Raw genomic sequence first — 25,240 nt, 5'->3', positions numbered from 1 at the left:
AATTTATGCCCCGTGAGCCGTTTCCAATGCTAAGTATTCGCCGCCGTCGGCATGATCACTGGCAGCGTCTGCTGCCGACTCAGCTGCCGGGTCGTAATGTACGGCGTTGATGACGGCAATTTTTAAGTCAGGCCGCAGGCCGTGCAGCTTTTCTACGGCTCCCAAATGGCCTTCGCTGTGGAAATTACCGACGACATGATACACGACAGCGTCGCCATGAGTATCCAGATAGTCCGCTATGCTTTCGGCCATGGCGTCGTCCTTGAGGCACTGGGCCATGAACATAGGCTGTACCATCGCTTCGGTCACCTTCATACCGCCGGGCATATCGTTCATGGCAGCCATCGTCGCGGCGAACTTAGCCCGATAGGCTTCCGAGCCAGCCTTATGCACCTTAGGAAGATACAGCCGATCGGCTTCGGCAATGCCGTTTAAACTGCCAGCCTTAGCATAAGCCGCAGCCATGCGCCGGGGAATATTGCCGGTCAGGACGGGAAGGCCCTGAGACTTGGCAAAATCTACCAGAGGCTTATACGCCGTCCTGTACTGCGGCCAAGGCCGCGATTGAGATAAGAACAGCTCCTCGCTCAGCGTTCCGGCTAAATAATCGTCCATCGTGGTCTGTACGTCCCGTTCAAACATTTCCATGGATAAAACCAGCTTATCGCCGTGCAGGTCATGCAAGCCTTTCAGCACGTCCAGCTCGGCGTCATGTATAGGCTGGCTGTCGTGAAATTCACCGAAAAAGATAACTTGATACTCTTTTAAGCCGTCCAGCATCTCTGCTGTCGATACGGCTTTCTGTGTCGCTCCGTCTATCCACAGGACGGCCGGAGCCTTCTCCGCCGCAGGAGCCGGAGCAGCAGCCCCGGCCATTCCCGCCGCAGAGAAGACGGTCATAGCCGTCAAGAGGGAGAGGAGTCGTAGTGTACGTGATATGTTCATGAGAAATTCCTGCTTTGCTGGAAATTAGAACGTCCATTCTGCGCCGGCTACCCATGTGCGTCCATAGAGGTAGGCGTTCGTATTCTTTTCATCAAAAATATTATCGCAGCCGGCAAAAATACGATTTCCCTTACCGAATTTTTTGTTAACTGTTACGTTGAATGTCGAATACGTGGCGTCTTTTGATTCGCTGTTTCCGCTCATTCCACCCATCGTTCCGCCAGTAGTATAGCGATATTTATTCACCCACTGGTTCCACAAAACGACGCTGTATCCATAAGGATCTAAGTCATCGTACATGAGCTGGAGCGTCGTAATATTCTTCGCACGATTATCCAAACGAGAATCATCAGCTTTATCAACGGCATCTAACCAGTTGCTCGTCGCCTTGACTGTCCAATTCTTATTGAAGTGATGTCCCAATTCCAATTCCACGCCATTGATTTGTGCTCTGTTGACGTTGATATATTCATTGACATATCCATCGGCATCTAAGGCATGAGATGTAATCAAGTTCTTGACGTCGTTTTCAAAATACGTGATTTTTCCCCACGTTTTGTCGTCGTCGTATTCGTAACTAATATCCCACGATTCCGCTTCTTCCGGCTGCAAATCAGGATTCCCCAAAACAGTTACCGTTGCCGGCCCCATAGCACGAGTCATACTCATATACAATTCGCTGATTGTCGGAGCCTTGAAGCTCTTGCCCCAGTTCGCTTTGAAACGGTTGTGGTCATTAAGGAAATAAGTCGCACCAATTTTAGGCGTCGTTTCTCCGCCGAACGAGCTGTCGTGGTCATAACGGACAGATGGAATAATCAGCAGCTTATCATTGACCATCCATTCGTCCTGAATATAAGCGGCATATGTATCGACTTCTTTTTCTGAATAATCTTTGGTTTTCAGAACGCCATTTCCCCAGCGATCTTCACTATGGACGTTATCGCCGCCATCGCCCATACGAGTACCTTCTACTTTATTGGTACGGTATTCAGCGCCGAAGGTCAGCAGGTGGTCTTCACCAATAGCCATGGTATCCTTGCCTTCAATACCAAATAATTTATATTTCGACTTGTCCCAGTCGTATTTCGGGAACATTCCGCCAAGCATACCTTCCATCATACCTAACGAAGGCCGGTTATTATATAAATTATTGTCTTTATCCAAATAGCTATAATACGTCCGAATCATCCAGTCGTTTTTAGGGGTCTTACCAGTCCACGCTAAACTAAAATCTTTACGGGAAAAATCATACCATTCCTTTTTATCCCTACTGGTAACAAACCCCATCATTGATTCGTCAACATAATCGGCCGCTGTTTGTTCATGATAATATCCCAAATTTACGTTCAAATTCTGATTTCTGCCCAAGTCGAAATTGCCGTCGAAATGGAAGTCCTGCGTCGGGCCGTAGTAATTGCTGCCGTCGGAGTCTTCAAACATTTGCTTTCTTAATTTAGAAAAGCGCATATCCAAGCTGCCGCTGAAATTTCCCTGCTTGCCGAAATTGATATGGTAGTAGTTATTGATACTGCTCGTGCCGGTCGATGCCCCAACTGTAACGGACGGTTCTACGCCGGATTTCTTCGTAATGATATTGATGACGCCGCCGAGAGCATCCGAGCCGTACTGAGCCGACGCCGGGCCGCGGACAATTTCGATGCGTTCGATATCGGATAAGCTGAGACGGTCCAGGGCGTATACATTCTGCGTAACGCTCGTATCTTCGCCGGCGCGGCGCATGCCGTTGACTAAAATCAGCGTGTGATTGGTGCTCATGCCGCGGATCATGACGTTGTGGCCTGCCATGCCGGCACGGGTCACATCGACGTTGCTGGCTAGTTTCAACGCCTGATATACGTCGGTCGCTCCGAGTTTTTCAATATCTTCGGACGTAATGACTTCTACATTCTGCGGAACAACTTTAACTTCTTCTTCCGTACGAGTCGCCGTAACGATGACGTCTTTTGTCCGCACGACGTCGCCGTCAGCAGGCGCGGCCATGACCGGCAGGCTGCCGCCTAGAGCGCACAATACGGCTGTGGTCAGCATACGTTTTTTAGATGATGAAAATGAATCCATGAAATAAAACCTCCCCTTCATCTTTGAACATGGTGTCTGTCTGGAATATTTTCCTGATGACAGAGTACGTTATTATGAAATGAATAAAAGATATGTATAATAAACGCCAAAGCGTTATTAACCGAATTTATACGGCAGCATACGGGAAGCAGGCCAGATACGAGCCGTTTTCCTCCTGTACCGTCGTGACGACGGCGCGGATACCGTAAAGAGGCTCCAGTATATCCTGCCGGAACACATCGGCTACAGGGCCGTCAGCCACGATATTTCCTTTCTTTACGGCGACGAGGCGATGGCTGTAGCGGGCCGCGTGGTTCAGGTCATGCATGACCATGATGACAATAATGTGCATGGTCTGATACAAATGCACGACGAGCTCCATCAGGGCCAGCTGATGGCGGATATCCAGATATGTCGTCGGTTCGTCGAGAAGCAGGATCTGCGGCTCCTTGGCCAAGGCCATGGACAGCCAAGCCCGCTGCCGTTCACCGCCGGATAGGGCCGACAAGCGGCTATGCTGGAGCGGCTCCATTTCCGTCGCCTTCAAGGCGCTGTTAATAGCCGCAATGTCTAAATCGTTTAGTTTTGAAAATAATCCCTGATAGGGCAGGCGGCCGTAGGTCACCAGATCCCGCACAGTCATATCGCCCGGTGCGCTGGCCGACTGGGGCAGCATGGAAATCGTCCGGGCAATCTTATCCATCGATACGTCTTTGAGATCCTGCCCGTCCAGATATACGGCGCCGCCCGTCGGCACGAGAAGCCGTGCCAGTGATTTCAGAAGCGTTGATTTACCTGAGCCGTTCGGGCCGATAATCGACACGATTTCCGGTTTGTCAAAGGCTATGGTCAGGTCTTCCGCTATAACTCGTTCGCCGTACTGCAGGCGTAAATGGTTTGTCGTAATCGTACTCATGACTGACCCATCCTCCGTTTCAGCAAGTATAAGAAGAACGGCGCGCCGATGAAGGACATGAAAATGCCCACAGGCACTTCTACAGGACTGAACAGCGTCCGGGCCGCTACGTCGGCTACGACGACCAATACGGCGCCGAACAATGCCGAGCACGGCAGAAGGGCTTCAAAGTCCGAGCCGACGATAAGGCGCATGACATGAGGCACGATGAGACCGACAAAGCCAAGCAGACCGGCTACACTGACTGCCGATGCGGCCAGCAGAGCCGCCAAAGCAACGAGGACAGCACGAGTACGCTCCGTATTAACACCTAACGTTTTAGCTACGTCATCGCCCAGCTGGAGAGCATTGAGTCTTCGGTAGTAGCATAGCGTCCCGACGATGCCCAGCAGGCTGTACGGCAGAATCATGCGGACGTACGACCAGTTGCTTCCGGCAAAGCCGCCGGCCATCCACGATACGGTTCCCTGAATCTTATCGGAGAAAAATACCGACAGGGCCGTCATGCCGCCGCCAAAAAACGCCGCCACGGCTACGCCGGCTAAGACGAGACGCAGCGGATTGACGCCCCGCTCGTAGGCAAGAAAAAAGACGACAGCCGCGGCAAACATAGCACCGATAAAGGCTGCAAAGGGTACGAAACTCGTAAAGGTCGGCGCAATAAGCATGAGGGCCATGGCCGCCAGACCGGCGCCGGCCGAAATGCCGATAATACCCGGGTCAGCCAGCGGGTTGCGCAGAATTCCCTGCAGGATACATCCCGACAAGGCCAGGTTAGCGCCGGCTAAGGCCGCACAGATTGCCCGCGGCATGCGCAGCGTATAAATAATGCGGTAGTTATCTGTCTGTCCCGGCGCGACGACGGCCTGATATATATCCGACAAAGAGATATGTACCGCGCCGGCGGCAATGCCTAATGCCAGAGACAGCATCAGCAGTATCAGTCCGGCGCAGAGCGTCGTCATGCGGACGACGCCGCGGTTATCTTGTTCTACGGCACGCTCCATCAGATACCTCCCTGCCCGTACAGGCAATCTGCCATATATTCCATAGCCTCGCCGATGTTGCTGCCCGGATTGACAGTAAACAGCTCCATAGGCAGATCATAAATGCGGCCGTTTTTAACTGCCGACGTCTGACTCCACGCTTCATTCGTCTGCATTTGTTCCTTGAAGCGAGCCAGATTTTCCGGTGTATTACCCATGGAAATGATGAAGACGACTTCCGGGTCCTGCTTGACGACGTATTCCAAACTGAGAGGAATAAACTGGCCCGTCAGGGATGTATCCAGTTCGGCAATATTTACACCGTGAAGGCGCTGCAGCAAATCGCCGGAAAATGTCTCGCTGCTGGCCATGCTGTTGCTGTCCGGGTTGCTGAACAAAATCAGTGTCCGCGGGCCCGTCTTGCCTTCAGTCATAGCGACAGCATCACGGCACTGCTTGACAATTCTGTCCGTCTCTTCCTGGGCTTTTGCCGTATTGCCGGTCAATTCGCCAAAAAACTTCATCGTTTTCAGCGTGTCCTCGTAATTGTCCAGCGAGTTGATATACAGCGGAATATGATTCTGCTTCATCGTTTCCCGCAGCTGATTATGGAACGGCACGTTGACGCCGATGACCAAATCGGGTTTTAAGGACAATATTTTTTCGATATTCGGCGAATGAATAATGCCGATTTCCGGCACGTCAGCGACGGCTTTTGCCAGTTCCGGCGACAGCGACTGCGACGTCGGCCTGCCGACAACCTGCGACGCTCCGCCGGCTGCAACGTACATATCCATGTTGGACGCATTTAAAAAGACAACACGCTGCGGATGCTCCGGGATCTCCATTGTCTCACCCGTACTGTCCGTCACCTGCCGCATGGCTGCCGTTGACGCTGCTATTCCGCCCTGCGTCATCATGTATACGATGCCGCCGAACAAGCAGATAACAAAAGCTGCTGCGACATATAAAATTACTTTGCGCAATCAAATCCCTCCCCAAGACATACGTTATATGATATGAGTTGCATTTTATTAAAGAAATGATAATCACTATCTATAACTATAGCAGGATTCTTCCTTGTTTTCTACTCCAAATAGACATAAAAATAACCCATTTCGTTATGTTAATAAATAATAATTATCCTAAAGCGACATCCAGAGCCATCATGACGGTAAACCCTAACGAAAAGGAAAGAGCGCCAACGTTAGAATGTTTTCCGAAAGACATTTCCGGAATCAGTTCTTCCACGACGACGTACATCATCGCACCGGCAGCCAGGCTCAGCAGGTACGGCAGCAGCGGCACAACGAGACTGGTCAGGCAAATCGTCGCGACGGCGCCGACGGGCTCGACGATGCCCGACAGCATCCCTCCGGCAAAGGCCCGATGAGACGACAGGCCGGCAGAGCGCAGAGGCATAGAAATAATCGCGCCTTCCGGAAAATTTTGGATCGCAATGCCCAGCGATAAAGCAATGGCGCCGGCCAGGCTCATCCCCTCCTGTCCTGACAAAAACGCAGCGTATACGACACCTACAGCCATCCCTTCAGGAATATTGTGCAGCGTTACTGCTAATACGAGCATAGTCGTCTTTTTCAAAGGAGCCCGCATCCCTTCCGGCTCATCGCTGTTCAGGTGAAGGTGCGGCACCCAGCGGTCTAGAAGAAGCAGCATGCCTACGCCGAGCCAAAAACCGGCAGCCGCCGGCACAAAGGCCCATTTCCCCCATGAAGAGACTTGATTCATAGCTGGAATGAGCAGACTCCATACCGACGCAGCAGTCATCACACCAGCTGCAAATCCTGTCAGAGCCCGCTGTATGCCTTGCGGCAGCGAACCTCTTATACCATACACACATGCTGCTCCCAAGGCCGTCCCTAAAAAGGGAATGAAAAGCCCAATGGCAATATCGGTCATAACGCCCTCCTCAATCTATCCGCCGAAACGCACAGTACTGCCTGCCCTTTATTTTCGCAATGATTTTCGGTACTCTCGCGGAAGCATGCCGGTCATTTTCTGAAACAGCACGGAAAATTTACTGCTGTTTGCGTAACCTACGCGATTGGCTATCTGCAGGATGCTGTCTTCCGTTTCGGCAAGCATGCGCATCGCCTCGCTGACCCGTAGTTCCTGCAAATGCTGGCCGATGGAGCTGCCGTAAACGCTTTTAAAGCACCGCTTCAACGTCGTCGGCGCAATATGATGCTCTGCGGCAAGTTCTTCTACTCGTTTCTTTGTCGTCAGATTTTCTAATAGTTCCAAATGGATCGCCTTAACGATATCAACTTGCCGCTTCGTCACGTAAACGTATTGGTTTCGTTCCGGCTCGATTGTCCCGAGGAACAAAAATATTTCCAAGATTTTAAGCTGGCAATACCGGCGTCGAATACCTTCCGGCACACGGTACAGTTCTTCAAACAAATGCTGCATGTCATTGTTTTCTTTCATAATAAGGCCGAAATCCGATTCCCGGCAAAAACGGTTGCATAAGGCCGTCAAATCGCCGTCGTCCTCCAACAGCCGGGAAACGACAGGCTGCGCCTTGGATACAGAGCATAAAATAGACAGGCCATGATAATGAGACGAAGGAAAGAAAATAGAATGACAATATTCCTGGTGGTGCCGCCAGCCGACAGACATGTCGCCAGGCCCCATATAGAGAAATTCGCCGTTCTGAAAATTACATTCTATACGGCCTTCCTCACAATGATTGACAGCGAACAAGCCCTGCGTTACGGGATGGCTCCGGCAGGAAAAGGATTCAATATGCGCGTCTATATAGACGAGATCGATGCCCGGATATACGGGATATGACGTCAGACGTGCCGTACCCGTATTATTTTGTATTTCAAACACAACCCTCTCTTCAGAAGATTCGATCATCCGCATAGTATCCATTATTATACTGCACCCTTTCTTGAATAACCAGCTCTAATTTAAATTAAAATCGATATACCTGACGCACAGCTTTTCCCTCTCTGGCAAATTGCCCCCAAAGAAAGACAGCTTCAGACGGAGAAATCTCAATGACATGGAGGACGACGGGCATTTTCCGCAGCCGTTCTTCAGCAATACCCTTGGCCGCCGCTGCCGCAGCATAGCCTTCGTCCTGTGGTTCGAGAATCTGTGCCGTGCCGCTCATCTGCAGTCCTGCCAAATGGGAAAAATCGGAAAATGGCTCGCATACGGAAAAACTGACATGCGGATCACGGTATATATTCGCAAATTTTCGTCCGCCTTCGCTGAACAGGTATATCTTTTTATGCCAATATACGTACTCAATCGGCGTCGTCCGAATATTCCGTCCCCATCCGGTAGCTAAAACGCCCGTAGTATGACTCGTCAGGAACGTTTCTAATGCCTGCCATGCCGTACTGTCGCTGTCCGGTACAGCAGCCGGAGGCGGCTGTATTGTCTCAGCAGCACGTATGACCCCTTCTGTAACGTCACTCGCCGGAATAAACGCAGACAAAGCGATAGGCCGTTTCAGCAGCATTTCAGCCTGACTGCGCAGCCTCTGTACCGACAATTCATCATCACCAATGACAATGATTCCCCATGTTGTATCCGGCTCCGCATGCTGTACGACCTCTGTCAAAGGCTGTACCGCCTGTTTTTCCGTCAAAACCAGCAAAATTCGCTTATATTGACGCAGCAATACGTCTTCCTTGCATTCCGCATACCGGCTCATGCTGAGTATACTGCCGATCATGACGGCAACGCGCCGTGCCGCAGCGTTTTCGTAATATAGGCAAAGAGTATTCATGATTGCTTCCCCCTTCTGGATTGTCACGCAGCCAATTTTCCATATCTCCTACTCTTTATTATAAATTTTATGATATAGATTGTCAATATCACACTTGCGTATATGTTATATTTTTCACGCGATTAGATACGGCAAAGACTGCAACAGATCTTCGTTGCAGTCTTTACACAGAGGAGTGCAGCTATCTATGAGTGATTTTTCATTTGCTTCATAATGGCTTGAATCTCATCCTGACTCATATGGCGCATGGCTTCAGCCATTTTTTTCATAGCTTCCACGCTGGGCGTGCCGCTCATAGCTTTCATCCGCTTCATGGCCTCTACCATAGACGCAGTTTTCTTCGAATCTTGCGCAGCTACGCGTTCCATCACCATGGCATTTTTCCCAGTCATGAGGTACTGGATGCATTCCAGCGTCGTCTGCGTGATGTTGACCTGCCAGAACTGACCGGCATCCGTCAGCGTATACATGACGCCGTTATATGTTACAAGACCGCGTATTTCCCACAGCTTATACAGCCATTCCAGATCTTTCAGCTTGTCGTCAAAGGCGTATATTTTATTTAAATCCATATAGCACATTTCCAGCTGATTCTGCACCGCATCTACAATCGGCTGCAGCGGCGACTGCTTCATGAGAGCCATAAAGGGCTTTTTGCCTGCTTCGACAAACATTTCATACGGTGCAATGGCCCGGTGAAGCATCGTCGAATAGCCGTCTACGCTGCCGCCAGCGCCGCTGCCGAAGGGGAACATGGACGAACCGGAGCGGGCCAGTGTATTGTACAGGCTCCGCTCACGGTTGCTGCAGCTCCAATGGCAGACATTCAGGCGGCGATACGCCCGCTGTTCCAGATAGGCCTTGGCAAAGGCAAACATGCCGGCCTGGTAATCCGTCGTCGCTGCCGGCGGCAGCGCGCCGCGGGCAATGGCCTTATTCAAATCGCTGCCGTCAAAAACGTTGAGCTGATACAAATCAGCGCCGTCTACGCCGGACTGAATCAGCAGATCCAAATCTTCCTTCCAGACCTGCATGTCCTGACCGGGCAGACCGTAAATGAGGTCGACGACGACAGCACACTGGTTGTAATCGAGAAGGCTCCGCAGATTTTTCAATACCGTTTCTTCATCGTCCAGTCGTCCGACAGAACGGCGGATATCCGTATGAAAGGACTGAACGCCCAAAGACATGCGGTTTACACCATTTGCCAGCCAAACGTCCATCTTTTCCGGTACTAGATCATGAACACGCCCTTCCAAAGTCAGCTCGTAATCATTGGCCAAGGGCAGGCAGCGGCAAATCGCCTGCAGCAGCCGTCCGGCATTTTTCGGAGACAAGGATGTCGGCGTACCGCCGCCGATAAATACAGCATGAATAAGGCTGTCCTTTAAGCGCGGTAAGTCGGCAGAGGCTTCCAGTTCCTGAATCAGGCAGTCCACATAATGATCTTCTACGTCCTGATTCGTCCCATTTTGAAAAAATCCGCAGTACAGGCATTTGGTCTTGCAGAACGGAATATGTATATACGCCGTCTGGATGTCCTTTTTAGCCGGTGCAGACGCCATGATGCGCTGCCAAACCTGCTGTGATTCATCAGGCGGGACAACCGTGCCGTGCAGGCCGGCATGAACGACGCGTTTGCGCGGAAACGCGTCCGTCAGCGGGCTGTCCGTTTCCGCACCGAATTGGAAAATGCGCTGCTCTGGCGGCAGGCTGTGAAATAATTCTTCTAAACTCATAGGAACGTCTCCCTTATTCCGCAGCAAGCTTCTTCATGACATCTGCCGCAAAGGCTTTGGCATTTTCCAAATCAGCAGCATCGGGATGCTTGGCTGCTTCGGCATGAAGGGCGTCCCGTTCCGGCGATTTGCCGTGGGGATGGCCAGCCGGGAACTGCTTGTACATCATTTCAATAAGCTTGGGGTCTACTGCGCCCTGGCAGATAAACGTACCGGCGACATGGACGCCTTCCGACAGAAAGGCCGCGCCGTTATCCAGGCTCTTCGCCGCATGTTCCGACTTCGGATCGGCTCCTAACGTTGCAAATATAGCGACATGCTTATTCGTCAGCTGTTTCAGCATGTCCTGCGAATCCTTATCTGCCGTACCGCGGTCTACCCAAAATCCGAGGAACACGCAGTCGTAGCGGTCAATATCAGCCGGCGCCTCTTTAACGGAAAGGCAAGGCGTCCCTGCCGGCAAGGCTTCGGCAATTGCTTCGGCCACCTTTTTCGTATTTCCTGTACGCGTCGAGTACAAAACGATCGTTTTCATACATACACTCTCCTTTTATGGCATAATTTTTTATAATGGATACGAATCTCGTTTCTTCAGCTCCATATGACCGAAAAAAAACGATCCGACAAACCGGGGGAATTAATTCAAATTAAAGGTAACAGGCACGTTTACCGTTACATCCTGCCCGCTGGCATTCGGATACGGGCAGGCGGCATATACAGCGTTGAGAGCAGCCTTATCCAAAATACTCTGTCCCGATGAGCCGGATACATAGGCATTGACGCAGTTTCCGCTGCTGTCCAGCGTAACCGTAATGGTAACGGAACCAGTCAAACCGCGGCGGACAGCCATAGGCGGATAGGATTTATTGGCGTTGACAGCAGACCAGAATCCATCGGAATCAAACGGCGATGAACCGGTCCCTTCTGCGCCGCTGTAACCGCTGCCCTGACCGTCGCCGGCGCCTTCTCCATAGCCCTGGCCATCGCCCGTCCCGTCTCCGACGCCTGAGCCAGTACCCGTACCGCTGCCAGCTCCCACACTGCTGCCGACACCACCTCCGCCAGCAGCAGACGAACTGGCGGCAGCCGGAGCGGGCTGACTGCTGGGAGCCGGTTCCGGCACGGCATCTGACAACTGCGGATGAGGCATAACAGCCGATTGGCTGGCATCTATTTGCGCCACACGCTCGGCTACGGCTGTTTCAGACAGCTTTTCCGGAAACAGTTCGCCGCCGCCGCCGGCATGCCCGCTTCCAGCACTAGACAGTTCGCTGGTGTCTAAATCTATGACATACATCTGCTGTTGTTCCTGCTGCATCACAGCTCCGGCAAGAAACATGGCCGCCGCGCCTACGACGAGCAGGTGGACTACTGCCGAGCCGGCATAAGCTCGTATCCATGAAATTTCCCGCATAGGCGTCATCCCTTCTGTTCTGCAGCGATGGCCAGACGCTTAACACCAGCAGATTTCAACATATCCATGACAGCGACTACCTGACCATGAGCCGTACGGCGGTCGGCCTGCAGAATTACGGCAGCGTTGGCATTTTCTGCCATGTGTCGCTTCATCCGTTCCGATGCTTCGTCAAAGCTGACAGGACGATTATCCATCGTAATATGCCCTTCCGCATCAACCGTCAGGATAATGGGCATCTGCACAGGCGCCGACGCGCTCTGAGCCTGAGGGAGCTGGACGGACAGCGCTTTCTGCGCTACGGTCTGCAGGCTGTTCATCATAAAAAACACAAGCAGGAAAAAGATAATATCAATCATCGGAATGATCATAAAAGCCGGTTTCTTTTTCATCCTGACATTCGTAAACATCAGCCTTACCTCCTACCTTGCATTTCTGGCGTTCACTACGGTAAGGCACAGCTTTTCCGTATCCGTCACAATAGTATCCAGCTGATGGTCGAAGTAGGTATATACGCAGAAAGCAATGATCGCCACACACAACCCCGATGCCGTCGCAATAAGAGCCTCACCGACACCGCCGGTAATCGCCGTGGCACCAGCGCCGCTGTCTAAAACGCTGAACGTGCTGATCATGCCCGTTACTGTGCCGAGAAGCCCGAGAAGCGGCGCAATCGTGACGATAGCGCTGAGGTAATCGAGGTAGCGGCGAAAGGCGATGGATTCAATCGTCATCTGTTCATTGAAAGCATCTTTCATGGCTTTTTCATCATCCTTATGCCGGAGGCCGCTGGCAATAATGCGGCTGATAGCCGTAGGGAATTTCCGGCAGAAATTTTCCGCCGTATCCCATTGCTGATCACGAATAGCATGATCAACACCAGTAAAAAACTTTTTCGAATCCCGACGATTGGCCCGGTAATAGTAAAACCGTTCAATCGCAATGGCTACCGTAAAAATAGATAAGGCCAGCAGCGGATACATAACCAGGCCGCCGCTGTGAAATAAATGCAGAAAATACGCGAATCCTTCCATTTGTTACACTCCTTAATGATTATAGTTACTAACTTATATAAATGCGATGATTCCTTGATACACTTTGCCGCTTACAAATCTTATATGCATAACGCGGCGGCAGAAACGAAAATAACCCATAACCCCAGAGTGCACGCTACGCTTTCCCATGTACCTTTTTCAGCACTTTTCATGTTTTTTTGCGCCACTGTTATCCATCTCCTTTACTGATCATTTTTAAGATATTGATTATTGTATTCATATAATAAAATGCACGTATATGATACCAAGGATATGAAAAAAAATCTACTCCAATCAGACATAAAAATAGCCCGATTAGACCAAACGACAATAATAATTATTAAAAAATACTCCTCATCCAGACAAATATCAAATATATTAGTCTGCGTGAGGAGTATGTCTCTAAAATATATATTTAAATTTTTATGACAGCCAATACGGCGTCGCCGCATCGTTCCATACGTTCTAAAGAAACGGAGAATAAGGGGCCTTCTCGTTCCATTTGATTGAAAAAATGAATGTAGCTCCCGTAAGCCCCGCTTAATTCTACATGATATCGGCTTTTTTCCTGCGGTGATGCATAAAACGAAAGTACTTGTAAGCCGCACGCATCGGCCTGGCGCTGTACGATGTCCAGTACGTCTTCATCGGCCCCCTGCCATTTCCTGATAATGTCTTCCCGGTCTTTCCACTCCGCTGCTGTCACTTCATAGGAACAAATGCGGCCATTGACTGCCTTCCACGCTTGCCATTGCCGGTACCAGTAGGCGCAATGGACGAAGGACAGCAAAAGCAGTACCAGAAGGATATACCAAAGGAATTGTTTATGCCTTTTGTCGTGAAGTATCCTGCTCATCATTCGCCCATTCCACCTCCAGCAGAAACGCCGTTTCCGCCGTCTGTCCTGCCTGCTTCATGCGGCTGGCCGAAACCGAACGTACAGAAGGCTGGCGACGCAGGGCGTCCTGCCATTTTCTCTCGGTGCCGACTTCATTTGCCATACCAGATATTGACAACACATGGCGACGCATTTCGATTTTTTCTACAAATGCGCCTTCCGGCTTGGTATCGGCAAGGCACACGAGAATTTCCGGCCAATGAAGCCGCTTTCGTTGGTCTTCGTCGTGCCGCTCTTTCAACTCGTGCAGCTTTCGTTCCCACTCATTTTGCTGCACAATACGTTTCTGAATAGGAAAAGCCTGATCCGTAAACCGTTCTTGTTCCCAAATCGTCCGCATCTGAAAGATCGCACCGGCTGCGCCGACGGCCAGAGTCACGACGACCAGCAGCGCAGCAAGCTTTTTACTCAACCGCAGCGCCAACAAGGACCATGACGAAGGGCGCTGCTCCTGAGGGATTAAATTGAATTCCATACGCTGCTCCTAATACGCTGCCAGTACGGCAGCCGGATATACTAATTCCCACCGATCCATATCTCGCTTCACAGACTCCGACACCGGCGGAATAGACCACATTCCTTTCTCTTCGTCGTACCACACCCCATGATGCATCTGTTCCTGCGCTTCTTGCCAAATCCGTCCTTCTTCCGGCAGCGCCGAAGTGCAGGCATAGGATAAGGGAACTCCCGACTTCAGCTGAACCACATGAATCAGCGCCGGTTCGCACAGATATAAAATGCCAGTCCCGGACGGACAGAGGCGTCCTGCCGCCGCCGGAAGAACGTCAATTCTCCTGACGCAGCAATTCCCGGACCGCAGCGTCTGAATCATATCTGTTACCATATCGTAAGGATAGGCGGCGCTCATCCAGCCGTACAGGCCTCCCTCAGGCGGTTCTGCAGTTCGGGCTAAATCAAAGGCGTACGCCGTGCTGCCGTCGCCAATCGCCTCATCCCATACGACCATGCTTCGCGCCTCTTCCTTCCGTTTCGTCGCCAGCTTCAGCTCTTTCCACAGTAAAGACGGGCCGCTGAGCAGAAGATACGTCGTATAATCCTGCAATCCATATACAGCAATAATATCTCTCAGGCACTTCTTTATTTTCTCAGGCCATGCGAGCCAGTCGCCAGGACAATCATAAAGGCAGAGCTGCCGGCTGCGGACGCCGCCGTACCAGCTCGTTTCCGTTTTCAAAACATATATGTGCCGCTGCGACAGCCATATGTAGGCCCGATATCCTTGGACTATACTCATTCATTTGCCCTCCTTAATACACAATTTGCCGGACAGCGAAAGAGGCGCTGCCGTCGTCGCCTTTCTGCACCCGGAACTGCAGGGCGCAGGTTCGCTTCAAAAGGGTATGATCCGACACGGCCGACGCGCGCAGCACGCCGTTGAACGGCAGAGAATATGGCGATGCAACGCACTGGATTTCTATGCGCTGTCCTCCTTCGGCAATCCCCCATACATCGTTAAAAGCCCACGTCCGCCGTTCCGGCACATCCTGCCACCGCCGGCTGCGCAAGTCGCGCCAGCTCACCAGCAGGGCGCTTTCCGAAGCATAGGATAACTGAACGGCTTCTTCGTATTGACGGGCAGACCGGACGTATTGGGCAGATAAATGCGCAGCCGACGCAGCCAGCAGCAGCGCCGCCGTTCCCAGCGCCAAGATGCAGAACGTCATATACCCGTTTTTTCGTCTCATGCCGCATCCTCCCATTGGCAAGGCAGCGGCGTAACGGTCAGCACGCAGGGCCAGGATTGTCCCGTATAGGCGTCGTACAGCTCAATATAAACGTGTATTTTTTCTCCATCGGCGGAAAAATAGGGCCTGTCACCCTGAGAACGCACGCTGATGCGGTCTTCCCGCAGCCCGGCGTTTACCGAACCCGTCAGAGGCTGTTCGCTGCCGTTGCTCAGCAAACGATATACCCGTCCGTTTTTGACAGAAAATCCTGTCAGCCCGTTTTGTTCGTCGCGGCACCGTACCGTCTTAGGCGATACCTCGATATTCCGGGCAAAACGCAGTACGCCGAATATCGTTTCTTCCATCACCATGCCCTGTCGGGATAGTTCTTCCCAGCTTTCGCCGTAGCGGCAGTTTGCCGCCGTCTGCACCAGCATCAGCAGAAGCGCCGTCATGACGATAGCTGCGACGGCCAGTGCCGCGACGAGTTCGGTCAGCACGAACCCATTAGCTTTCTTCCGATTCCGCCAGGCGGATAAAAACGTGAACGCCTCCATCAGAGTCCTGCACCTCCACTCTGTATCGAATATACAGGCCGTCTACATTCTCAGCCTGGCTGCGCAGCGTATACGTGCCGCGCGGCCCCGTCACCTCTTTCTGCAAAGAAAAATTCCTGTCTTCTCCGCGCAGTTCTTCCATCTCCGACCGCCCTGCAGCAGCAGCTCCGATAATATGGCGGGCCTGCCGGTAAGCCGAAACGGCCTGGGCCGTCAGCATCAACGCCGGCGTAAAGAGGAGAATTCCGATAACAGACGCCGTCACGGCATCGGCCAGCAGAAATCCGTTTTTCTTATTCGATGCGGATACGGCCGGTCTGAGCGGCCACGATGATTTTCTTTTCATAAGGCTGTGCGCTGGAACTGGCGACAGTAAGCTCCATATCGCTCTGCGGTCTTCCTTTGCCATCAAACGTAAAGTCCTTTCGTCCGTTTTTTCCGGTAGGAATCGTAATCCCCTTCGGATATATCCTCGTTTTATGGACAGTATACCGCTGCATGATGACATATTTGTCTTTTCGCAGCGACAACGTCCATCCGTCCATATCGGCCGTCCCGTTCGTCAGGGAATGCTGGCGCATGCGCTGCAAGTCGACGGCGATTTCCCGCGTCATGACGTCTACAGCATAACGGTGGGAATCCCAGGTCATCTTAGGCATCGCCAATGTAAAAAATAACCCCAGCAATCCGAGCAGTACAAGGTATTCCGTCAACAGATAGCCGTTTTCGCGCCGCCGGCATGCATTAGCCAGCCATCCAGGCCATAAGTTCTTCTCCTGCCGCAAAGGCTATCCACCATCCTATCCACAAAAACGGGCCGAAGGGAATGCAGTTCTTTCGGGCATAGAGCCGCCACGCAGCCGCCCCAATCAAAGCGGACAGGAACGCGGCCGTCGTCATAATATAGGCCGTCGAGCCGCTGCAGCCCAGGCACAGGGCCGCCGCCAGCTTGACGTCGCCGCTGCCGATGCCCTGCGGATACAGAAAGTACAGCAGGGCAAAGGACAAGGCAAACCCGATGCTGACTGCACTGCAGGGAGCTACGAGGCCGCCTGCTACGGCGGCCCCGTTTGCCAACGCCGCAACGCATACAATCCCATCGGGAATCCAATACCAGGATATATCCGTATAGATGACGACAATCGTGCATAAGGCCATGACCGCCAGCCATATTCCGTATCCCCAGCTCAAAGCGGCAGCCATATCGCCGGTCATATCTCAGTCATCAGCCGCTCTCCGCAGCTGTCGTCCGATGGCTGGCCGCCGAATCATAGGTCACGCCGTCAAATACGCCGGATACGACGCCTTCGCTGTTAATGCTGTACTCCGTTCCGTCCGGCAATGTCGGCTTGGACTGGAGATAGGCTTTGCCGGAGCTTCCTTTCTTTACCAGGTCATCGACGGAGTCGGGATACGCGCCGGTTTCGACTTCATACAGCGCCGCCGCGTTGCTGATCGTGTGCAAGTCGGCTTCAATCTTGGCAATTTTCGCCGTTTTCCCGGCTGACGTAAACTTCGGCACGGCTACGGTAGCTAAAATCAAAATGATGCTGACAACCACCAGCATTTCCAGCAGAGAAAACCCGTTTTTTCTCCGTCGGGACGGAGATAACCATAAACGAATGCGAATGAACATATACACAACTCTCCTTTCATTTCTTACGGTACCATGCCTGCCGCCATATCCAGCAGCGGCAACATACATGAGATGACAAGTGTTCCTATAACAGCGCCGACGCCAAGGAGCATCAAAGGCCCTGCCAAACGCTGTACGACGGACAGACGCGACTGGATGCGCCACTGGTAATACTCGGAAACAGCCTGCAGGGCATCTTCATACCGCCCCGTCGTTTCCCCGACTAAAAGCATCGTCTCGATATACGGCGTGCCGAATTGGCCTAATCGCACGGCCTGGCTGAAGGAGCTGCCGTTTTCCAACCGCCGCGCCGCCTGATTTACGGCCCGACGAAACCAATCGACGGGCACGACGGCAGCTCCATCGTCCAAGGCGTCCAGCAAGGGAATGCCGCAGCGTATCTGCACGGCCAGTATTTGGCTGAACCGCTGCCAGCAAAAAATCACGCACAGACGCCGCAATGCCGAAAGGGAAAACAGCTTGTCTTCTGCATATCGCCGCACACCGGGACGGCGCAGCAAAAGGAGCAGCGACGCAATACCCGCAACAGCTCCTGCGGCCAGCGCAGCGCCGTAAAACTGCAGTATATGCGCCCCGGCCAGCATATACGCCGTCATCGCCGGCAGCGGCATCTGCATCTGGTTAAACATAGCTTCAAACACCGGCAGGATAAACGCGACGATGCCGACTGTCATAGCCGTCGTACAGAGCAGGAGAAACAGCGGATACGATAAGGCGTCCATCAGAAAACGGCGCTGCTTATCTGCCTGCTCGTAATATTGGCCCAGAAGATACAGCATCTGCTCCAAATTGCCGGCCCGCTCGCCGGCACTGACAATGCGGCAGACCAGCGAAGGAAATAACCCGGTCTGCCCTAAAGCTTCCGACACGGCCATTCCTTTTTCCATATAGTCGACGGCCAGCTTCATAGCCTGACGCTGCTTTTTGCTCGTCACGTCGTGCAATAAAAGCCGGCAGGCCTGCACAAAGGGAATGCCGGCCCGGGTCATCGCGCCCAGCTGGTAAAACAAGAGAGACAAGGTCTTATAGGAAAAAGGGCGGAGGCGGAATACAAAATCCAAAAGGGGCGTCGTTTCTTCCATCGCCATGATTCGCCAGGAACGACGCCGAGCCATGGCGCGAACCGCTTCCGAGCTGGGAGCCGTCAGCTTGTATGTCATTTTCCGTCCGTGCATGTCGGTGCATGTCACAACAAATCGTTTCATATCAGATTCCGCCTATGCCGCTGCAGCGCTTGTTCCATCGTCCGCATCCCCAGGGCCGCGCCGGTCTGCATAACTGTCGCCAGCTGATGCTCCCTGCCGCTGCGGATGAGTTGAGCGACGGCCGGCGTATGCAGCAAGATCTCCCTGGCAATATAAGCGCCGTCAGCTCCATCGCGCCGGCGCTGAGCCAAGATTCCCTGCAGTACCATAGCCAGGCGGCAGCGCATCTCTTCCTGTTCCGCGCCGGCATAGGCTCCGGCCATGCGGCTGACGGCCTGCGCTGCCGAGCGGGTATGAAGGGTAGCGAAGACGAGATGCCCCGTTTCCGCCGCCGTCAATGCCGCATCCATGGTCTCCCTGTCGCGCATTTCGCCGACAAGCAGTATATCCGGGTCCTGGCGCAGCGCTTCCCGTACCCCTTCGGCAAAGGACTGGAAGTGAATCCCATATTCCCGCTGGCTGATAAGGGCCAGCTCCCCCGGCACGACATATTCAATGGGATCTTCCAGCGTAATGATGTGGCAGCGGCGGTTGGCATTCGCCCAGCACAGTATTCGCCATAAGGCTGTCGTCTTGCCGCTCCCCGTCGGCCCGCATACCAGCACGAGGCCGTCGTCCAGTCCGCTCAGCCGCCGCAGCAATAGTTCGTCACCGTCAGGCGGCAGCATATCAAGGGGATACAGTATCCGCACGACGACGTGAACGCCGGCTTGCTCGCGGCTGCCATGAAGGCGGCAGCGGACGCGCCCATCCCAGGAAAATGCCGTCGACACATAGGGCCGTCCGTCAAAGGGCTGGCCTAAGGCCTGCAGCCACGCGGAAATATCTTCACCTCCTACACGATGATTTCCCCAGGGAAATAGCTCTGCCCCCAGGCGCAGCAAAGGCAGCCGGCCTTCCTGCAAGTGAATGTCCGATGCTTGCGATTGGACGGCGGCGGCGAGTACAGCAGCTATGTCCATACTTCGTCTCCTACATTGTACACGCGGCCGATTTCCTCCGCGTCGGTCCAGCCCTCGGCTAAGGCCCGCTGCACCAGGGATTTCGTAAATATGGCACCATCCAGGGCCGCAGCCCCTGCGATATCAGAAGCGCTTCCGTTTTTTCGGATACGGGCTTTGACGTGTTCTCCTATAGGCAGCACCTCGCACAAGCAGAACCGGCCGTCATACCCGCTGTGAAAGCAGTGTCCGCATCCTTGATGCACAAAGGCCGACGGGCTGCCGGGCTGTTCCTGCCTGCGGCATCGGCTGCACAAGCGGCGGGCCAGGCGCTGTGACGTAATGCCGATGAGGGCGTCGGCAACTAAATACGGTGCGATGCCCATGTCGATTAATCGTATCGGCGCCTCCGCCGCGCTGGCCGCATGGAGGGTGCTGAATACGAGGTGCCCCGTCAAGGCCGCACGGATGGCGATGCGGGCCGTCTCGACGTCGCGGATTTCGCCGATGACCAGGATATCCGGATCCTGACGCAGCAGAGCCCGCAGGCCGTTGTGAAATTCCAATCCGCTTTTTACATGGATCTGGCTTTGGCAGACGCCTTCCAATTTATACTCCACTGGATCTTCCAGCGTAGCGATGCTCACTTCCGGCCGGTGCAGCTCCTGCAGGGCGGCGTATAAGGTCGTCGTCTTGCCGCTGCCCGTCGCGCCGCTGTACAAAAACAGCCCGCTGCTCCGCTTCGTCAGCTGCCGCAGCAACGCCGCCACATCGTCGCCAAGGCCCAGGCAGTCCAGATTCAGCGTTACCTGGCCGGCGTCCAGCAATCGGATGACCGTCTTTTCGCCGCGAATCGTCGGCATCGTACTGACGCGCATGTCGATGGGACGGCGTCCATCGGGCCAGACGAATCGCCCGTCCTGCGGCAGGCGCTTGTTGGCAATATCCAGGCTGGCCAAAATCTTGATGCGCGCCGTCACCGCGTCGAGTCGTTCCGCCGGCAACTCTCCTACGGACATCAGCACGCCGTCGCGGCGCAGGCGGATACGGACGGCCCGGTCCATCGGCTCGATGTGAATGTCGCTGGCGCCGGAATCGGCGGCGTAAACCAGCAGTTCCGATACGATTTCATGGGCCGTGCCGCGAAAGGCCGGCCGGGACGGCCTCGTATATTCCATGATGCTCCTCCTTTCTCGTCGGGGTTACACCGTCATCATACCACGTCCCGGAGCGGCCTCTGAAAAATTTAATCTACCTTTAATGTGCAAACTGCCGATTTTAATGCATCTCTCAGAATCGCTTCATGTACGGCTCATAATAGACGCTGGCTGACTGGTATTGACGGAAATTGACGGAGCAGCCAAATTTTTAAAGCCTCTCTTTTTATGGTATGATTAGCATAGTATTTTCACAGAACGAAAGGAGTCCCGCCTATGGATGAGGCTATCCTGCATGGCTTAAACGCCGAACAGCGCGCCGTCGTCGCCGATTTGGATCATCATATATTGTTAAACGCGCCGGCCGGCACGGGAAAAACCAACGTGCTGGCTCGCCGCATCGCCGCTATCGTCGAGTCGGGACGAGCCGAAGGAACTCAGATTCTCTGCCTGACCTTTACGAACCGGGCCTGCAAAGAATTGAAACATCGAATTTTTTCTACGGCACACGAAAAAGGCCTCGACGTCGTCGTCAAGACCATTCACGGTTTCTGCTACTCTCTCATCAAGGAAGAAAGCAAGGCCGGCTCCGACGTATGCAGCGATTTTCTCGTCTACGACGACGAGGACTGCAAAAACATCGTCGCCAGCCTGCCCCTTTCTCTCGATGTATCTGCCCGGGGAAGGATGCAGAATATACAAAATTTCATAGAAGCGTCCAAAAAATACTGCGCCCTCCATGACTGCCAAAGCGGCGACGTACTGGCCGACTTTGCCGCCGGCGCTGCGGCTGTCTGCCGGGACGACGGCTGTCTCCGCTCGTTCTGCACGAATTATACGGACAGCGTCGACGCCGAGCTGGAACAGTGGCTGGCAATAAACGGCGTCGGCCTCATGGAGCAGTACGCCGCGGCGTTGTCGGCCAACCATGCCCTGGACTTTGAAGATCTCATCGTCCGGGCCTCTCTCCTGCTGCGGCAGGACGACGTATGCCGGCGCTGGCAAAACCGCTTCGCCTACATCGCCATCGACGAAATGCAGGATACGAGCGACATCGAATACGACCTCATTTCCCGCCTGTTTCCGGGGCGTATCATCTTCCTCTGCGGCGATTATTTCCAGACCATTTACGAATGGCGCGGCTCTCACCCCGACGCCATCCTGCGCCGCTTCACTGCGGATTACCATCCCGTCCGCATTACCTTTACGATAAATTACCGGGCTACGGAAACGCTGCTCCAGGCGTCGTCAGACTGTCTGGCCAACCTGTTCGGCCCGTCTGTCGCCTCTTTTTATCCCGCGCCCGGCACAGCTGCCGGCCATGAACAGGGCGAACCCATCGTCGCCGTGGAAACGGCCCATTTCATGGAAGAAGCGCGCTGGATATTCCGTCAAATCGCCGCATTGCCGCCGCAGGAACGGACTAGAGCCTGCATCATGACCCGGACGAATCGCTGCAATAAGGTCATCTGGAACGGCGTCCGCTCGCACAATGAGGGACTGCCGCCGGAACAGCGCCTGCCCTTTACGATGATCGACCAGTTTCAGTTGTTTAAACGGCAGGAATGCAAGGACGTCACGGCCTTTCTGCGCCTGACGATGAACAAGCACGACGCCCTGAGCCTGAAGCGCATCCTCCTGCGCTTTGCCGAACGCGTCGGCCGCCGCACCATCGACACCATCGAGAGCCCGTCGTACCGCCGCCTGGGTCTGGGGCTGTGCGACTTCATCGACGGCGACGCCCTAGCCTTCGGCGATCCCTTCGGCCTGCTGCTGACGGCGTTGGAAAAAGGCAATGTCGTCGTCTTCGACGTAGAGAGCACCGGCACGGACACGACGCGGGACGACATCATTCAGATTGCCGCGATCCGCCTGAACGAGCGCTGCGAAATCGCCGGGAAATTCAACGCCTACGTCCGGCCCAGCCGCAGCGTCGGCGATTCGTACTATATCCACCATATCAGCGACGAACTGCTCCGCCGCGAAGGCCGCGACCCCAAGGAAGCCCTCGCCGACTTTCTCCGGTTTGCCGACGGCGCCGTCATCGTCGGTCACAACGTGTCCTACGACCTGCGCATCCTGCGCAGCGAGCTGCGACGCCTGTCCATGGACAGCCCCGACGACATCGCCTATTACGATACGTTGGATATATTCCGCCGCTTTTATCCCAACCTGCCCAATCACAAGCTCAGCTATTTGAGCAACCGTTTCACGCCGGACACCCAGTCGAGCCACGACGCCTTCGACGACATCGTCGCCACGGCGGCCATCCTGCGCTACGCCCTGGACGAGCACATCCGTCCCTATACGGCCCAGCGCCGGTCCTGCATGGCCATTTATGCCTCGTTGTTTAAACCGGTAAGCGAAAAACTCTGCGAACTGCGGCAGCTGTCGTACACGCAGCGCCCCTGCGAGCTCATCGCCGCCGTCATGCTCCGCTGCGGCGTAAAAGACTACTATGAAGGGCGGCAGAGCCGCACAGAACAAGAAGAACACATCGACCGCATGGAAAATATCCGCAAGCTGTACAGCCTGGCTAAGGAAACGGACACCCCCGGCCAGGACCCGCGCGACGCCCTGACGGAATTTCTCCAGCTCACGGCCCTGTCCAACAGCGAATTAGACAGCCTGCTGGAAAAAAAGCCCCAAATCCCGATTATTACAGTACATCAGGCTAAGGGGCTGGAGTTCGATTATGTATTTTTAGCGTGCCTTCAGGACGGCGTCTTTCCCTTGTCCCGCACTGCCGATGACAGCCGCGAGCTCGACGAGGAAAAGCGGCTGTTTTACGTCGCCATGACGCGAGCCAGGAAACGGCTGTTCCTAAGCTGGCACCGCCGCGAAGGAAAGCACGTCTACGGGCCAAGCCGGTTTATCGCCGCCATTCCCGGCCAGTATCTGTTACAGGAGGCCGGCCAGGCCAAATAAGAGGCCCAGGACGCCGGAACCGAGAAGCACTTTGATGACGCCGAATTTCCGGCGGATGGCCGCCAAGGCCAGCAGCAGGATAACCAACGCGCTGACTTTAAAGTCGGCAAAATCATGGGGAATCGCTTCGGCGTTCCACAAGGCCAGCAGAATAAAGCTCAGGCTGGCCGCGCAGATGAGGGCTACGACAGCCGGACGCAGGCCGTTCAGGATGCCGCGGACCGGGCCGATGTCACCGTATTTTAAGAAAATGCGGGCAAAGGCGATGCCGATGAAAAAGGACGGCGTGACAAAGCCGACGGACGCGCAGATAGCGCCGCCTAACCCGGCAATGCGCGTGCCGGCGAAGGTCGCTGCATTGAGGCCGATAGCGCCGGGCATCATCTGGGACAAGGTGAAAATATCGACGAATTCGCTCATGGTCATCCAATGATACGTATCGACGACGCAGTGCTGAATGAGGGGCATAGACGCGTAGCCGCCGCCGACGCAGAACAGGCCGACCTTGCAGAATTCAATAAACAGTATAGCGTATATCATATGGCATCCTCCTAATTGTACTTGGCGGCGCGCATGCACATAAACCCGATGATGCCGTCGATTACGATCAATTCCATAATATTGATATCAAAAACGATGCTGCCGACAAAAGTTCCGACGATAATCAGCATGGGCAGGACCAATTTCTTTTTTACCTGCTTGACTAACAAGTCGATCGCTACGTTGACGATGAGCGCCGTCGCGCCGCACTGCATGCCCCGCAGGATCATGCGGACGATTTCGCTCTGGACAAAGTAGTCGTAGCAGTACGAAACGATGGACAGGGTAATGAGCGGCGGCAGTATTGTCGCCACCAGGGCCACGAGGGTCCCCAGAACGCCGGCCATGCGGTAGCCTAAGATGATGGCGCAGTTGGCCGCGATGACGCCCGGCATGGACTGCGCTACGGCCACCATATCTAAGGCGTCCTTGTCGTTAATCCAATGGTATTCATCTACATATTTCGCTTTTAATAAGGGAATGATAATAAATCCGCCGCCGACGGTAAAGGCGCTGACGAGAAACGTCGCCTTAAACAGCGTCCAATAAAAATGGGCGTCTCTCGGCTTATCCATAATACTGGGTCTAGGTTCCATAGGAAAACTCCTTCCGTGTGATATCTTTTCATCGTCGATTATACCACGAAGCAATATATATTAAAAATATTGGTAAATTGCAAGTTGAATTTGAACAACCATAATCAGGAAACACACTCACTAGCATAAACTTCATCGAGGAATGCATCAAATAGCTCTGACGGCGTATGGTAGCCCAAAACACGCCG

Annotated in this window: 28 protein-coding genes; 1 reads left to right on the top strand and 27 read right to left on the bottom strand. The window is 53.7% G+C overall.

The window, feature by feature from the left end; all coding sequences use genetic code 11:
• Positions 1 to 3: 3 nt before the first annotated feature.
• From OCV58_RS10795 to OCV58_RS10675, 25 genes are all read right to left on the bottom strand, one after another.
• Positions 4 to 945, bottom strand: a complete 942-nt coding sequence (locus OCV58_RS10795; RefSeq protein WP_154877845.1) for a ChaN family lipoprotein — start codon at positions 943 to 945, stop codon at positions 4 to 6.
• A gap of 24 nt (positions 946 to 969) precedes the next feature.
• Entirely contained in the window at positions 970 to 3,027 is a 2,058-nt protein-coding gene (locus tag OCV58_RS10790; RefSeq protein ID WP_154877844.1) for a TonB-dependent receptor plug domain-containing protein, read from the bottom strand.
• Positions 3,028 to 3,154: 127 nt separating this feature from the next.
• Positions 3,155 to 3,943, bottom strand: coding sequence for an ABC transporter ATP-binding protein (locus OCV58_RS10785; RefSeq protein WP_154877843.1), 789 nt, complete (start codon positions 3,941 to 3,943; stop codon positions 3,155 to 3,157).
• Positions 3,940 to 4,950, bottom strand: a complete 1,011-nt coding sequence (locus OCV58_RS10780; RefSeq protein WP_095629846.1) for a FecCD family ABC transporter permease — start codon at positions 4,948 to 4,950, stop codon at positions 3,940 to 3,942. Before OCV58_RS10780 ends, OCV58_RS10785 begins: the two co-directional genes overlap by 4 nt.
• Positions 4,950 to 5,915, bottom strand: a complete 966-nt coding sequence (locus OCV58_RS10775) for an ABC transporter substrate-binding protein (protein ID WP_107195898.1) — start codon at positions 5,913 to 5,915, stop codon at positions 4,950 to 4,952. The genes OCV58_RS10780 and OCV58_RS10775 overlap by 1 nt, the downstream gene beginning before the upstream one ends.
• A 154-nt stretch (positions 5,916 to 6,069) precedes the next feature.
• On the bottom strand, positions 6,070 to 6,849 hold the full coding sequence (locus tag OCV58_RS10770; RefSeq protein WP_154877842.1) for a ZIP family metal transporter: 780 nt from the start codon (positions 6,847 to 6,849) through the stop codon (positions 6,070 to 6,072).
• Positions 6,850 to 6,897: 48 nt separating this feature from the next.
• Positions 6,898 to 7,830 carry a helix-turn-helix domain-containing protein gene (locus tag OCV58_RS10765; protein ID WP_154877841.1) on the bottom strand — a complete coding sequence of 311 codons (933 nt, stop codon included), beginning with the start codon at positions 7,828 to 7,830 and terminating at the stop codon, positions 6,898 to 6,900.
• A gap of 43 nt (positions 7,831 to 7,873) precedes the next feature.
• Positions 7,874 to 8,698 (bottom strand): pyridoxamine 5'-phosphate oxidase family protein, encoded by an 825-nt coding sequence (locus tag OCV58_RS10760; RefSeq protein WP_154877840.1) that lies wholly within the window; start codon positions 8,696 to 8,698, stop codon positions 7,874 to 7,876.
• A 185-nt stretch (positions 8,699 to 8,883) separates the two neighbouring features.
• Positions 8,884 to 10,437 (bottom strand): heme anaerobic degradation radical SAM methyltransferase ChuW/HutW, encoded by a 1,554-nt coding sequence (hutW, locus tag OCV58_RS10755; protein ID WP_154877839.1) that lies wholly within the window; start codon positions 10,435 to 10,437, stop codon positions 8,884 to 8,886.
• Between the two features lie 13 nt (positions 10,438 to 10,450).
• Positions 10,451 to 10,972 carry a flavodoxin family protein gene (locus OCV58_RS10750; RefSeq protein WP_154877838.1) on the bottom strand — a complete coding sequence of 174 codons (522 nt, stop codon included), beginning with the start codon at positions 10,970 to 10,972 and terminating at the stop codon, positions 10,451 to 10,453.
• A 102-nt stretch (positions 10,973 to 11,074) separates the two neighbouring features.
• Positions 11,075 to 11,851: an energy transducer TonB gene (locus OCV58_RS10745; RefSeq protein WP_154877837.1), complete on the bottom strand. Its 777-nt coding sequence runs from the start codon at positions 11,849 to 11,851 to the stop codon at positions 11,075 to 11,077.
• A 5-nt stretch (positions 11,852 to 11,856) separates the two neighbouring features.
• Positions 11,857 to 12,261: an ExbD/TolR family protein gene (locus tag OCV58_RS10740; protein ID WP_087477116.1), complete on the bottom strand. Its 405-nt coding sequence runs from the start codon at positions 12,259 to 12,261 to the stop codon at positions 11,857 to 11,859.
• A gap of 12 nt (positions 12,262 to 12,273) precedes the next feature.
• Complete coding sequence (locus tag OCV58_RS10735) at positions 12,274 to 12,885, bottom strand: MotA/TolQ/ExbB proton channel family protein (protein ID WP_095629838.1); 612 nt, start codon at positions 12,883 to 12,885, stop codon at positions 12,274 to 12,276.
• Positions 12,886 to 13,300: 415 nt separating this feature from the next.
• Complete coding sequence (locus OCV58_RS10730) at positions 13,301 to 13,744, bottom strand: hypothetical protein (RefSeq protein ID WP_087477118.1); 444 nt, start codon at positions 13,742 to 13,744, stop codon at positions 13,301 to 13,303.
• The gene (locus tag OCV58_RS10725; protein ID WP_154877836.1) at positions 13,710 to 14,258 is read right to left on the bottom strand and encodes a PilN family protein; all 549 of its coding nucleotides are present in this window, start codon (positions 14,256 to 14,258) and stop codon (positions 13,710 to 13,712) included. The genes OCV58_RS10730 and OCV58_RS10725 overlap by 35 nt, the downstream gene beginning before the upstream one ends.
• 9 nt (positions 14,259 to 14,267) lie before the next feature.
• A complete protein-coding gene (locus OCV58_RS10720; RefSeq protein ID WP_087477120.1) occupies positions 14,268 to 15,038 on the bottom strand; it encodes a hypothetical protein in 771 nt (256 codons plus the stop codon).
• Positions 15,039 to 15,051: 13 nt separating this feature from the next.
• Entirely contained in the window at positions 15,052 to 15,489 is a 438-nt protein-coding gene (locus OCV58_RS10715; protein ID WP_087477121.1) for a hypothetical protein, read from the bottom strand.
• Positions 15,486 to 16,028, bottom strand: a complete 543-nt coding sequence (locus OCV58_RS10710) for a hypothetical protein (RefSeq protein WP_154877835.1) — start codon at positions 16,026 to 16,028, stop codon at positions 15,486 to 15,488. The genes OCV58_RS10715 and OCV58_RS10710 overlap by 4 nt, the downstream gene beginning before the upstream one ends.
• Complete coding sequence (locus tag OCV58_RS10705; protein ID WP_154877834.1) at positions 15,979 to 16,374, bottom strand: hypothetical protein; 396 nt, start codon at positions 16,372 to 16,374, stop codon at positions 15,979 to 15,981. Before OCV58_RS10705 ends, OCV58_RS10710 begins: the two co-directional genes overlap by 50 nt.
• A complete protein-coding gene (locus OCV58_RS10700; RefSeq protein WP_154877833.1) occupies positions 16,322 to 16,813 on the bottom strand; it encodes a type II transport protein in 492 nt (163 codons plus the stop codon). The genes OCV58_RS10705 and OCV58_RS10700 overlap by 53 nt, the downstream gene beginning before the upstream one ends.
• Positions 16,773 to 17,243: a prepilin peptidase gene (locus OCV58_RS10695; protein WP_087477125.1), complete on the bottom strand. Its 471-nt coding sequence runs from the start codon at positions 17,241 to 17,243 to the stop codon at positions 16,773 to 16,775. Before OCV58_RS10695 ends, OCV58_RS10700 begins: the two co-directional genes overlap by 41 nt.
• A 10-nt stretch (positions 17,244 to 17,253) precedes the next feature.
• The gene (locus OCV58_RS10690; protein WP_087477126.1) at positions 17,254 to 17,664 is read right to left on the bottom strand and encodes a competence type IV pilus major pilin ComGC; all 411 of its coding nucleotides are present in this window, start codon (positions 17,662 to 17,664) and stop codon (positions 17,254 to 17,256) included.
• Between the two features lie 23 nt (positions 17,665 to 17,687).
• Entirely contained in the window at positions 17,688 to 18,890 is a 1,203-nt protein-coding gene (locus tag OCV58_RS10685; RefSeq protein ID WP_154877832.1) for a type II secretion system F family protein, read from the bottom strand.
• A complete protein-coding gene (locus tag OCV58_RS10680; RefSeq protein WP_154877831.1) occupies positions 18,887 to 19,852 on the bottom strand; it encodes a type IV pilus twitching motility protein PilT in 966 nt (321 codons plus the stop codon). Before OCV58_RS10680 ends, OCV58_RS10685 begins: the two co-directional genes overlap by 4 nt.
• Positions 19,843 to 21,009: a GspE/PulE family protein gene (locus OCV58_RS10675; protein ID WP_095629831.1), complete on the bottom strand. Its 1,167-nt coding sequence runs from the start codon at positions 21,007 to 21,009 to the stop codon at positions 19,843 to 19,845. Before OCV58_RS10675 ends, OCV58_RS10680 begins: the two co-directional genes overlap by 10 nt.
• Before the next feature lie 255 nt (positions 21,010 to 21,264).
• Here OCV58_RS10675 and OCV58_RS10670 point away from each other — a divergent pair, with 255 nt between their 5' ends.
• Positions 21,265 to 23,916, top strand: a complete 2,652-nt coding sequence (locus tag OCV58_RS10670) for a 3'-5' exonuclease (RefSeq protein WP_154877830.1) — start codon at positions 21,265 to 21,267, stop codon at positions 23,914 to 23,916.
• Here OCV58_RS10670 and OCV58_RS10665 read toward each other — a convergent pair.
• Both OCV58_RS10665 and OCV58_RS10660 read right to left on the bottom strand, forming a co-directional pair.
• Positions 23,890 to 24,456, bottom strand: a complete 567-nt coding sequence (locus tag OCV58_RS10665; RefSeq protein WP_087477131.1) for a chromate transporter — start codon at positions 24,454 to 24,456, stop codon at positions 23,890 to 23,892. The two genes, OCV58_RS10670 and OCV58_RS10665, sit on opposite strands and share 27 nt — an antisense overlap.
• An 11-nt stretch (positions 24,457 to 24,467) precedes the next feature.
• Positions 24,468 to 25,052 (bottom strand): chromate transporter, encoded by a 585-nt coding sequence (locus tag OCV58_RS10660; RefSeq protein ID WP_232818781.1) that lies wholly within the window; start codon positions 25,050 to 25,052, stop codon positions 24,468 to 24,470.
• Positions 25,053 to 25,240: the final 188 nt, after the last annotated feature.

This window comes from Megasphaera stantonii (genome assembly GCF_025567065.1).
Classification (GTDB): domain Bacteria; phylum Bacillota; class Negativicutes; order Veillonellales; family Megasphaeraceae; genus Megasphaera; species Megasphaera stantonii.
This window is presented reverse-complemented; position numbering and strand designations above follow the sequence as displayed.